This window comes from Actinoalloteichus spitiensis RMV-1378, assembly GCF_000239155.1.
Classification (GTDB): domain Bacteria; phylum Actinomycetota; class Actinomycetes; order Mycobacteriales; family Pseudonocardiaceae; genus Actinoalloteichus_B; species Actinoalloteichus_B spitiensis.
This window is the reverse complement of the sequence record NZ_AGVX02000440.1, coordinates 1-11,231: the sequence shown is the minus strand read 5'-3', so window position 1 is coordinate 11,231 and position 11,231 is coordinate 1. Positions and strand designations below refer to the sequence as shown.

The 11,231-nt window shown below is 71.6% G+C and carries 10 protein-coding genes and 1 pseudogene; 3 read left to right on the top strand and 8 right to left on the bottom strand.

Going from position 1 to position 11,231, the window contains the following annotated elements; translation table 11 throughout:
- Positions 1-1,773: phenylalanine--tRNA ligase subunit beta (pheT, locus tag ACTIDRAF_RS0218730; protein ID WP_026066263.1), on the bottom strand; the 1,773-nt coding region annotated here is incomplete at its 3' end.
- Positions 1,774-1,823: 50 nt separating this feature from the next.
- Positions 1,824-2,891, bottom strand: a complete 1,068-nt coding sequence (gene pheS, locus ACTIDRAF_RS0218725) for a phenylalanine--tRNA ligase subunit alpha (RefSeq protein ID WP_016700257.1) — start codon at positions 2,889-2,891, stop codon at positions 1,824-1,826.
- A gap of 607 nt (positions 2,892-3,498) precedes the next feature.
- Between pheS and ACTIDRAF_RS0218720 the strand changes: the two genes are divergently transcribed.
- Together ACTIDRAF_RS0218720 and ACTIDRAF_RS29720 are read left to right on the top strand one after the other, a co-directional pair.
- On the top strand, positions 3,499-5,202 hold the full coding sequence (locus ACTIDRAF_RS0218720) for a DUF262 domain-containing protein (RefSeq protein WP_016700256.1): 1,704 nt from the start codon (positions 3,499-3,501) through the stop codon (positions 5,200-5,202).
- Positions 5,203-5,217: 15 nt separating this feature from the next.
- Positions 5,218-6,426, top strand: a pseudogene (locus ACTIDRAF_RS29720) (type II toxin-antitoxin system HipA family toxin).
- A gap of 10 nt (positions 6,427-6,436) precedes the next feature.
- On the opposite strand, the gene ACTIDRAF_RS0218710 reads toward ACTIDRAF_RS29720, so the two are convergent.
- The 6 genes from ACTIDRAF_RS0218710 to infC form a co-directional block, all read right to left on the bottom strand.
- The gene (locus ACTIDRAF_RS0218710) at positions 6,437-7,186 is read right to left on the bottom strand and encodes a hypothetical protein (RefSeq protein ID WP_016700253.1); all 750 of its coding nucleotides are present in this window, start codon (positions 7,184-7,186) and stop codon (positions 6,437-6,439) included.
- Positions 7,187-7,346: 160 nt separating this feature from the next.
- Entirely contained in the window at positions 7,347-8,180 is an 834-nt protein-coding gene (locus ACTIDRAF_RS0218705; RefSeq protein ID WP_016700252.1) for a TrmH family RNA methyltransferase, read from the bottom strand.
- Positions 8,181-8,279: 99 nt separating this feature from the next.
- Positions 8,280-9,101, bottom strand: coding sequence for a TrmH family RNA methyltransferase (locus ACTIDRAF_RS0218700; protein ID WP_085944867.1), 822 nt, complete (start codon positions 9,099-9,101; stop codon positions 8,280-8,282).
- Between the two features lie 65 nt (positions 9,102-9,166).
- Positions 9,167-9,550: a 50S ribosomal protein L20 gene (gene rplT / locus ACTIDRAF_RS0218695; protein WP_016700250.1), complete on the bottom strand. Its 384-nt coding sequence runs from the start codon at positions 9,548-9,550 to the stop codon at positions 9,167-9,169.
- Between the two features lie 134 nt (positions 9,551-9,684).
- Entirely contained in the window at positions 9,685-9,879 is a 195-nt protein-coding gene (rpmI, locus tag ACTIDRAF_RS0218690) for a 50S ribosomal protein L35 (protein ID WP_016700249.1), read from the bottom strand.
- A 104-nt stretch (positions 9,880-9,983) separates the two neighbouring features.
- Positions 9,984-10,577 carry a translation initiation factor IF-3 gene (infC, locus tag ACTIDRAF_RS0218685; RefSeq protein ID WP_081715358.1) on the bottom strand — a complete coding sequence of 198 codons (594 nt, stop codon included), beginning with the start codon at positions 10,575-10,577 and terminating at the stop codon, positions 9,984-9,986.
- 246 nt (positions 10,578-10,823) lie between these two features.
- Between infC and ACTIDRAF_RS0218680 the strand changes: the two genes are divergently transcribed.
- Positions 10,824-11,183 carry a DUF1844 domain-containing protein gene (locus tag ACTIDRAF_RS0218680; RefSeq protein ID WP_026066262.1) on the top strand — a complete coding sequence of 120 codons (360 nt, stop codon included), beginning with the start codon at positions 10,824-10,826 and terminating at the stop codon, positions 11,181-11,183.
- Positions 11,184-11,231: the final 48 nt, after the last annotated feature.

The following is an 11,231-nucleotide window of genomic DNA, read 5'->3' as shown; positions in this document are numbered from 1 at the left end:
GACGTTGCGGGTGACCGCGTCCAACAGGCCGGGCAGGACGGTCGTGGTCAGCTCGGCGCGGTCGGCCTCCAAGGGGTTGAGCAGCGACATCGTGCGGCGGCGCGGGTCGTCCTCGTCGAGCCCGAAGGCGTCCCACACCGAGGTGGACACGAACGGGAACGGCAGGGCCTCGACGTACCCGGCGTGCGCGAGCGCCTTCGACACGGCGCGCTGACGGCGCTGCCCCGGTGTGAGGCCCCGACCGGCGGGCGCCGTCGGCAGCACCGAGGGGATGGTGTCGTAGCCCTCGAGCCGCAGGACCTCCTCCACCAGGTCGGCGGGCTGGGTGAGGTCCGGGCGCCAGGTCGGGGGCAACGCGGTGACCACGGCGGCGCCCTCCACCGTGCTGACCTCGATGTGGCAGCCGATCTGGTTGAGCCGCCGGGCGGTGACGCCACGTTCGTAGCGGACACCGGCGACCCGGTCGGGCAGGTCCAGGGCCATCGTGACCGCCGCCGGCCGGCGGATCGCCCCGAGGTCGGTCCGCCCCCGGTGCACGGTGGCCTCCCCGTAGCGGACCAGCAGCGCCATCGCGCGTTCGAGGGCCTTGGCCGGCAGGGCGGGGTCCACGCTGCGTTCGAAGCGCTTCGCCGCCTCGCTCGGCAGCTTGTGCCGGCGCACCGTCCTGGCGATGCTCACCGGCTCCCAGCTCGCGGCCTCCAACAGCACGTCCGTGGTGTTCGGGCCGATCTCCGTCGTCTCACCCCCCATGACGCCGGCCAACGAGATCGGCCCCGAGTCGTCGCAGATCACCGTGTCGTCGGGGTCCAGGTCCCTGGTGACCCCGTCCAGGGTGCGCAGCTTCTCCCCCGGCTCCGCCCGCCGGACGACCAGATCGCCGCGCAGCGCGGTCGTGTCGAAGGCGTGCAGCGGCTGCCCGAGTTCGAGCATGACGTAGTTGGTGACGTCCACGGCGAGGGAGATCGACCGGATACCGGCCAGCATGAGGCGCCGCCGCATCCACCACGGGGTGGGCGCGGTGGGGTCGAGGCTCGTCAACCGGGTCAACACGAAGCGGGGGGCCCGGTCCTCGTCCTGGACCGAGGTCGGCCACGCCTCCCCGTCGGCCTCCCGGACCTCGACCTTGGCCGGGTCGGCGAAACGGGTGTCGAAGGCGCAGGACAGCTCCCTGGCCAGTCCGCGCACCGAGAAGCAGTAACCCCGGTCGGGGGTGATCGCGAGCTCGATCACCGTGTCGTCGAGGCCCAACAGCCCGACGGCGGGCGTCCCCGGCTCGGCGGTGCCCGAGGGCAGCACGAGGATGCCGCTGTGGTCGTCACCGAGGCCGAGTTCCTTGGCGGAGCAGATCATGCCGTCGCTGGTCCGACCGTAGGTGCGGCGCGAGGAGATCTCGAAGCCGCCGGGCAGCACCGTTCCGGGCAGCGCGACGACGACGAGGTCGCCCTCCCGGAAGTTGGTGGCGCCGCAGACGATCTCCCGCAGGTCCGGGCGCCCGGCGGCGTCCTCGACCGGGTCGCCCGCCTCCTGGCCCTGGCCCTGCTCCGGGAACGCGGTGCCGACCTCCACCCGGCAGTGCCGGATGGGCTTCTTGAACCCGGTCAGCTCCTCGATCTCGGCCACCCGTCCGATGACGAGGGGACCGGTCACCGGCTCCAGGGCAGTGACGTCCTCCACTTCGAGGCCGACCCGGACGAAGGCGTCGGCCAGCTGCTCCGGAGTGGTGTCCTCCGGCAACTCCAGGTGCTGGGCAAGCCAGGAAACCGGGATACGCACGCGCTAGTGCCTTTCTGCGAAGAGGCGGTTGGTGACTCGCGGCCGAGCGCTCAGCCCTGGACGCCGAAGGGGAGGGTGAACCGGACGTCGCCCTCGACCATGTCCCGCATGTCGGGCAGTCCGTTGCGGAACTGGAGGGTGCGTTCCAGGCCCATGCCGAACGCGAAACCGGAGTAGACGTCCGGGTCGACGCCGCAGGCGCGCAGCACGTTCGGGTTCACCATGCCGCAGCCGCCCCACTCGACCCAGCCGGCCCCGCCCTTCTTCTCGGGGAACCACACGTCGACCTCGGCGGAGGGTTCGGTGAACGGGAAGAACGACGGCCGCAGCCGGGTGCGGGAGTCGGGACCGAACACCCCGCGCGCGAAGGCGTCCAGCGTTCCCTTGAGGTGGGCCATCGTGATGCCCTTGTCCACGGCCAGGCCCTCGACCTGGTGGAAGACCGGGGTGTGCGTGGCGTCGAGCTCGTCGGTGCGGTAGGTCCGGCCGGGGCAGACCACGTACACGGGAAGCTCGCGCTCCAGCAGCGAGCGCACCTGCACCGGTGAGGTGTGGGTGCGCAGCACCAGGTCGGAGCCCTCCGGCGCCACGTGGAAGGTGTCCTGCATGGTGCGCGCCGGGTGGTCCTTGCCGAAGTTCAACGCGTCGAAGTTGAACCACTCGGTCTCCAGCTCGGGGCCCTCGGCGACCTCGTAGCCCATGCCGACGAAGATGTCGGCGACCGTCTCGGACAGCGCCGTGATCGGGTGCCGGGCTCCGGGAGCCACCTGGTCCCAGGGCAGTGAGACGTCGACCGCCTCCTCCCGCAGGACACGCGCGTCCCGCTCGGCCTCCACGACGGCCAGCCGCTCCTGGAACAGCGCCTCGATCCGCGTCCGCGCCTCGTTGACCCGCTTGCCCGCCTCCGAGCGGGCGGCGGGGGGCAGGGCGCCGATCTCCCGGCGCGCCGTCAGCAGCGGGGAGCGGTCCCCCAGGTGCGCCGGCTTGACCGACCGGAGTTCGTCGAGGTCAGCGGCAGCAGCGAACTCGGACGCCGCGTCCTCCACCGCACGCGCCAGGGTCTCCGGCGCGAGCGCGGCGACCTCCTTGGGGTCGTAGCTGTCGTTGGCTCCGGACATGGGCGCGGTTGACTCCCGGGTCGCAGGGGTGCTGAACAGTCCGATCCTAAGCGGTCGGTTCACCCCCTCGTCGACCGCATTCCGGACCCCCGCGCGCCGGTGTCGGAGCCCGCACCCGGAGTGACGCCGGGTTCCGTCGGTCTCCAGATCCACCCGTGCGGAGGCCGCGGTGTGGCGACGCCCCGCGACCCGGCCCTCGGCCCGGATCGGTGCGGCGGGTGTCCTTTTCCCGTCGGCACGACTTCCACTTCGTGGGAGCTGAGGGCCAGGTTCCTCGGCACGTCGTCGTGCCGCGCGTGCCTCCCCGGCCACGACGGAACCCGGACGTTTCCGAAGACCGCGGTTGACCGCCCCCGCAGTCGGGGACGCGGGCTGACGGTTCATCCACCGCCACCGAACACCAGCTCGGCCCGAGCCGAACCGGATGAGGTGGATTTCCGGCTGTCGATCCCCGTTGTTGGCGGAACTCGGTGGCGGTGGGCGCAGGGCACCCACCAGGACATGTGCGGGAGAAGGGCTTCTGGTACACATCTGACGTGCCCTCGAGGAGCGGCTGACGGAACATATGGCGTTGCGTCCTCGCCAGTTACCCGGAGAGGAATCGGCAGTGAGCAGTTTGTCCTCTCGTCCGAAAACGGAGACCTACGAGCTACAGCAACTCGTCACGGCCGCCTGGAGCGGCCGGCTCCGGATTCCGCACTTCCAGCGCAACTTCCGTTGGGAACGGCAGGACGTCATCCGGCTGTTCGACAGCATCATTCACGGCTATCCGGTCGGCAGCCTGCTGCTGTGGCAACGCCCAGCCCCCGCCACGCCCGTGACGCTCGGGGCGTTGACCATCGAGGCGGCGGAGGCACCGGACGCGTTGTGGGTGGTGGACGGTCAACAGCGCCTCACGAGCCTGGCCAACGTACTTCACGAGGACGGCGCCCAGGACCCCCGCTTCCGGGTGGCCTACGACCTCCGCACCCAGCGCGTCGCATCGCCCCACCCGACGCGAACCGAACCGTGGATCATCCCGTTGCCGACCTTGTTCTCCCTGAACAAGTTCCTGCGGTGGTTCAACGACAATCCCGAGGCCGCGGACTACCTGGATTTCGCGAGCGAAGTCGCCGAGGCCGTCCGCCAGTACGTCATTCCCGCCAACGTCGTCAAGAGCGAAGACGTGTCCGTCCTGCAGGTCATCTTCGACCGGATGAACAACTACGGCAAGCGGTTGAAACGAGCCGAGGTGTTCACCGCGCTGAACGCGGTAGACGAGGATTCCACCACGGGTCTGACCATCGGCCGCATTCGCGACCAACTCGACGACGAGGAGGGGTTCGGGCAGCTCGACGACAACACGGTACTGCAGGCGATCCTCGTCAGACGAGGTTCCGATGTGGGGCGGGACATCCGCCTCGAATTCACCCCCCAGGACCGCCGCAGCGCACTCGACTTCCCCGGGGAGGACCGCGACGCGGCCTTCGAGGGCGGCCGTGAGGCTCTGGTCGCGGCCATCCGGTTCCTGCGGGACGAAGCCGGCGTCCCCCACACGGGGTTCCTCGCCTACCGGTACCTCCTGGTCGTCCTCACCCGGTTCTTCGCCCTGCATCCGCACCCGAAACACCGGAACCGCCAATTGCTGCGGAGGTGGTACTGGCGGAGCGCGTCGGTGGGGTCGGCGATCGGGCGGGGCAGCCCGTCCTTCGCGATCCGGGTCCTCGGAAGTCGGATCACCAGCGATGACGAGTCCGGGTCCGTCCAACGGCTCCTCACCGAGGTCAGACCCTTCCGCGCGCAGGCACAGCCGCACGGGCTCACCACCTTCCGCACGAACAACGCCGAGACGAAGATCCTGCTCTGCGCCCTGTGGGCATTGAACCCGCGCTCATTGAACACGGGGATCCCGTACGACCAGTCCCACCTGTCCACCTTCCTCAACAGCAGTTCCACGGCTGCGGAGGCCGTTCCCACGGTGCTCGACCGGCTGCTGCTCGACGAGGAGCACCGGCGGTGGGCCGCGAACCGCCTGCTCCTCCCCGACGACGAGGCGCCGGTCGGCGAGCTGGCGAGTCGGCTCACCACCCGCCCGCCGCTGCTGGCCCCCTCGATCTGGAACGCGGTGCTGGCCTCGCATGCGATCAGCCGCGAGGCGCGTGAGGCTTTGGCTTCGGGGCAGCCCGTCGACTTCCTCACGGCGCGCACGCGGTCCCTCCGCGAGGCGCTGACCGCCTTCCTGCACCGGTGGTGCGAGTGGGACATGGAGGACACGCCTCCGCTGGAGGACCTGGTGATCGAGGACCTGGGAACGGAACGCGGTGCTGACTGAGAACTCGCACGGGGTATGGCTGCACGACAAGCGGGTGGGCACCGTCTTCCACGGGGCGACCACTGCCGGTTCCGCCTGGACGAGAGCTACCGGGACTCCGGGGACCGCGCCATCCTGGGTCTCCACTTCGAACAGCAGGCCAGCCTGGACTACTCCGCGGCGCTCCGGCTACCCCCGTGGTTCTCCAATCTGCTTCCCGAAGGGGAACAACAGCGGTGGATAGCCGAGGCCCGAGGCGTGTCGGAAGACCGGGAGATGGAGCTGCTCGCGCAGGTCGGCCACGACCTCCCCGGCGCGGTGCGGGTCCTCCCGGACGATGAGCCACCTCCCGAGGTCCAGGACGCGGGGCCGTGCCACCCGCCGGGCTCGTCGGACGAGACCCCCGGCTGGCGTTTCTCCCTCGCCGGGGTAGGGCTCAAGTTCTCCATGCGGCACCGGGGAGCGCGGTTCACCCTGCCCGCCTACGGCGCGGGCGGGGACTGGATCGTCAAGCTGCCCGGCACCGAACACGAGCAGGTCCCGCGCAACGAGTTCGCGATGATGACACTCGCCTCCGCCGTCGGCATCGACACTCCCGAGGTGAGGTTGGTGCACCGCGACGAGATCGACCACCTCCCGCCACGGGCATGGCGCGGTCCGGAGGAGTGGGCGTACGCGGTCCGGTGATTCGACCGGGACGACCAACGCGGCCCCGTTCACATCGAGGACCTCGCCCAGGTCCGCGACTTCTACCCCGACCGGAAGTACAACGGGAACTACGAAACCGTGGCCTCACTGGTCTACCGGCAGCACGACGTCGAGTCGCTCCGCGAGTTCGTGCGTCGGCTGACCTTCTGCGTGTTGATATCCAACGGGGACTGCCACCTTAAGAACTGGTCGCTGATCTACACCGATCCCCGAAGTCCACGACTCTCCCCCGCCTACGACCTCGTGTCGACCGCGTACTACAGCAACGGACAACAGGAGGACCTGGCGCTGAAGTTCCGCAAGTCGCGCCGGTTCTCCTCCGTCTCCGTCACCCTGTTCCAGCTACTCGAACGCAGGTTGGGAGCGGGAGGAGCAGGGCTGGCGGAATGCGCGTTGGACACCGTGCGGCGGGTGAACGCCGAATGGCCGTCCTGCGCTGAGCACCTGGACACCCTGCCCGAATTGCGATCCTCGGTGGAGGACAGCATTCGTCGACACAGCAAGTCGCTGAGGCAGGGCAGCCCCGATGTGGGGTGACGTCGCCGCGCTACGCGCAGGCCTCGACGACCTGGCCGGCTCGGAGCAGGGCCACCGCCCGGGTGCCGACGCGCAGCGACTCGGCGGGGCGCAGACCGGCCAGCGGGACCTTCCGCCCCCGGGTGGCCACGGCCAGCACCGTCTCCGGCGGGACCACCGAGGCGACCGCGCCCAGCATGCCCGCCGTGCCACCGGAGGCGGCCGGGCCGAGCCAGTCGGTGCGTTCTCCGTAGGGGACGTCGGTGAGGACGATGTCGGGCCCGCCCTCCCGGAAGCGGTCGGCCACGGCGGGCGCCGGGTCGAAGGCGTCGGCGGCCAGCACCGTGACCGGGACGTCCCCGCCCTCGGCGAGACGCGCCCGCAGCCGCAGCGCGGTGTCGGCCGTCTCCCGGTAGCCGGGCTTGTCGTGCCGCTCGGCGAGGACGCGGAGTTCGGCCGCGCGGGCCGTCAGGCCCCGGTCGGTCAGCAGGGCGAGGTTCGCCCGCGCCAGGGACAGCGCGCGTTCATCGAGGTCGGAGGCGACGACGGCGGAGAGGGCCGCGCGGTGCAGGAAGCCGAGTACGGTCACCAGGTAGCCGCTCCCACAGCACGGGTCCCAAACCGTGACCGGCCCGGAGCGGCCCCGGAGCGCCACCGCGCGTTGGAACACCTCGGAGGCGAGGCGCACCGGGAACGCCGGCAGCCCCGGCGCCGAACGCAGCACGGACCCGCTCGCGAGGTCCTGGTAGTTCTCCCTCGTCACGGCGTGGTGGTAGGCCACGACGCTCTCCTCTCAGCCCGCGGTTCGGCGTGGTCGTCCTTCCGGGCCCGCCACTCGGGGGTGGTGGGCACCCCGGCGGAGCCGCGGCGAACGGCCCAGCTGGGACGCGGCACCCTCGCGGGCGGCCCGGGGAGCGGACGGCCGGGAGGGCGGCGAACGGTCACCGGCCGCGCGACGCCCGTGCCCGCTGCCGGGCGGCCTCGTAGAGCGCGACGGTGCCCGCGTTGGCGGCGTTCAACGAGCTGGCCGCGCCGCTGATCGGGATGCGGAGCAGCACGTCGCAGGCCTCCCGCCAGGCCGCGCTGAGCCCGGTGGTCTCGTTGCCCACGAGCAGCAACGTCGGACCGGTGAGGTCGTGCTCGTCGATGTCCACGGTGCCGTGTTCGTCGGTGCCGACGACGGCGAGGGGCAGCCCGGCGCCCCGCGACGCCTCGACCCACCTGGTGACCTCGCGGTGGCTGGGTGAGCGGACGACGGGCAGGGAGAACAGCGATCCGGTGCTGCCGCGCACCGACCTGGGGTCGTAGGCGTCGGCGGAGTGCCCGGTGGTGACGAGGCCGGAGGCACCGAAGGCGTCGGCAGACCGCACCAGGGCACCGATGTTGCCCGGTGTCGAGGGGCGGTCGAAGACCACGCCGAGGAAGTCCGGTCCGGTGGGCAGGCGGGCGAGGTCGTCGGGCCGTTGTTCGACGACCGCCACCACCTCGGGCGTCTCCTCGGACTTCTCACCCAGCTCGCGGAGCAGGTCGGGGGCCATCGCGACCCGCTCCGCGTCGACGGCGTCCAGCAGTTCGGTGGCCCACCGGGAGAGCCGGCGGTCGTGGTCGAACAGCAGGCTGCGCACCCGCCAGCCGTGCTCGACCGCGAGGGAGATCGGCCGCACGCCCTGCACGACGAACTCGCCGGCCCGTTGCCGCTTGGTGCGGTTGGTGAGCAGTGCCTGCCACTGCTGGAAGCGCGCGTTGCGGGTGGTGATCCGCAGCGGTTTCGCCATCTCGCCTCTCCGTGCGACGCCCCTGCCGGGGCGGAAGGGATGTCGATGCCCCCGGCGCTCGTGCCAGGGGCGGGGAGCCCGGACGGCCCGGAGTACGGGTCAGGGACGCGTCGCCCGTTGTTCCCTGGCCGTGGCGTAGAGGCAGACCGCGGCGGCCGTCCCCAGGTTCAGGCTCTCCGCCGCCCCGTACAGCGGGACGCGGACGGTGGCGTCCACCGAGGCGATGACCTCGGCCGGCACCCCGTGGGCCTCGCTGCCGAAGACCCACGCCGTCGGGTGGCGGAGGGTCGCGGCCACCCCGGGGTCGTGGAGGTCGGCTTCGCCCCTGCCGTCGGCGGCGACCAGGCGCAGACCCGCCGCCCGGCAGGCGCTCAGCACGGCGTCGAGATCGCGGGACCGAGCGACCGGCAGGTGGAACAGGCTCCCGGTGGACGCCCGGACGCACTTGCCGTTGTGCGGATCGACGGTGTCGCCCGCGAGGACGACCGCGTCGGCTCCGGCGGCGTCGGCCACCCGGAGGACCGTGCCGGCGTTGCCCGGGTCCGCGATACCGGCGAGGACGGCGACCAGCCTCGGCCGACCGTCCAGGGCGGTGCTCAGCGGGACCTCCACCAGGTCGCAGACCGCCACCAGCCCCTGCGGGGTGACCGTCTCGGAGAGGCCGTCGGCCGCGCGCTCGGTCAGCGGGCTCACCGTGGCACCGGCGGCGTGGGCCGAAGCCACCAGCTCGGGGTTGCGCTCGGCCGCAGGGTCGGTGACGAAGAGCTCGTGCACCCGGCCCCCGCCGTCGGCGGCCCACCGGAGCGCCTCGCGAACCGCCTGCGCGCCCTCCGCCAGGAAGCGGCCGGCCCGCTCCCGGCCGGTCCTCCTGGTCAGGCGTCTCGCGGCGACGACCCGGGGCGTTCGTTCCGTGTACCGGATCGAAGCATCCCCGGGTCGTGGTCCGATGTCACCCGTCGGCTGGCGGGCGCCGGTGTCCCAGCCGGTCAGGCGGCTTCCTCAGCGGCCGGGGTGGCGGGCAGGTTGGCCTTGGCGACCTCGACCAGCGCGGTGAAGGCGGCCGGGTCGCTCACGGCGAGCTCGGCCAGGATCTTCCGGTCCACCTGGACGTCGGCGAGCTTCAGGCCCTGGATCAGCCGGTTGTAGGTCAGGCCGTTCTGACGAGCGGCCGCGTTGATCCGGGTGATCCACAGCTTGCGGAAGTCGCCCTTGCGCGCCCGCCGGTCCCGGTAGGCGTAGTTGAGCGAGTGGAGCACCTGCTCCTTGGCCTTGCGGTACAGCCGGGACCGCTGGCCACGGTAACCGCTGGCCAGTTCGAGAGTCGTGCGGCGCTTCTTTTGGGCGTTGACCGCCCGCTTGACGCGTGCCACGGTTCCGTCCTGTCGATCTCTCGGAGCGGCATGACGCCGCTCCTGGGGGTCTGGGTCAGTGCTGGTTGCGGTGCCGCGCCGCCCCGTCCACCGCCGGCGGCGGGGTCAGGTGGCGCGGAGCGCGCCGGTCATCCTCAGAGACCGAGGAGCTTCTTCACCTTGGGCACGTCGTTCTTGGCGACGACGGCGGTGCCCTCCAACCGGCGGGTCAGCCGGCTCTCCTTGCGCTCCAGGAGGTGGCGGCGGCCAGCGCGCTCACGGCGCAGCTTGCCGGAACCGGTCACCCGGAAACGCTTCGATGCACCGCTGTGCGTCTTCTGCTTCGGCATGTCCGTCCTCAATCGTTCGTCCCGCCCGGGTGACCGAGCGGGTCAGCGGGGATCCGGCAGCCCGGAGGCTGCCGGACCGCGCTGGGGCGTGCCGGCGGGCTCGGTTACTCCGAGTCGCCCTTCGCACGCGTCGGCTTGGCGTTCTTGTGCGGAGCCAGCACCATGATCATGTTGCGGCCGTCCTGCTTCGGAGTCGCCTCCACGAAGCCCAGCTCGGCCACGTCGTCCGCCAACCGCTGCAACAGTCGGAAACCCAACTCGGGCCGGGACTGCTCACGACCGCGGAACATGATGGTCACCTTGACCTTGTTCCCCTGGCCGAGGAACCGGGCCACGTGGCCCTTCTTGGTCGCGTAGTCGTGCGGGTCGATCTTCGGCCGGAGCTTCTGCTCCTTGATCACGGTGAGCTGCTGGTTGCGACGCGACTCGCGTGCCTTCTGCGCGCTCTCGTACTTGAACTTGCCGTAGTCCATGAGCTTGCAGACCGGCGGGCGTGCCTGCGGTGCGACCTCGACGAGGTCGAGGTCCGACTCACCAGCCAGGCGGAGGGCGTCCTCGATGCGGACGATCCCGACCTGCTCGCCGTTGGGTCCGACCAACCGGACCTCCGGCACGCGGATGCGGTCGTTGATGCGCGGGTCGGCGCTGATGGGGCCTCCTCGGTTCGTGCTCTTCGTACGTCTGCGGCCGGGGCCGATGGCCGCACCGTGAACGCCAGAAAGCCCCGGTGTTCACACACTCGGGGCCCGCGTTCCGACCGGTCCGCGTACGCACGGCGCACGCTCCCGCGTCCGACGCGGGAGGCCGGACACCGTGCGGATGTGGTGTCCGACGGCCGTCCGGGGACCGGACCCGTCCGCCTCTCGGCGATCCGGGTGGGAGCGGTGCTCCACTTGCCGCCCCCGCTGACGCGGAGGCTGGTCGCACGTGTCAGGGTACCAGCCGTGAACGAGCACCAGCCAGCAGACCCGGACGCCGAGCAGGACGTCCGCGAACTCTCCACGATCCCCAGCGTCGAGGTCATCAGCCGCGCGGCCGTCATGCTGATGTCCGCCGCCGCCGAACGGCTGGGGCTGGCCGACGAGGACCCGGAGCGGAGCGAGCTGCGGGACCTCGACGAGGCCCGCCGCCTCATCACCGCGCTGGCCGGGCTCGTCACCTCCTCCGTGGAGTACCTGGGGCCGCACGCCGCGTCCATGCGGGACGGGCTCCAGGCCCTGCAGAAGGCCTTCCGGGAGGCCTCCCCCCACCCGGACGCTCCCGGAGCGGGCCCCGGGGAGAAGTACACCGGGCCCGTGCACTGACCCGGCCCTCACCGGGCGGAGCGCGCCGGCCGCCGTCCCGGGTACCCC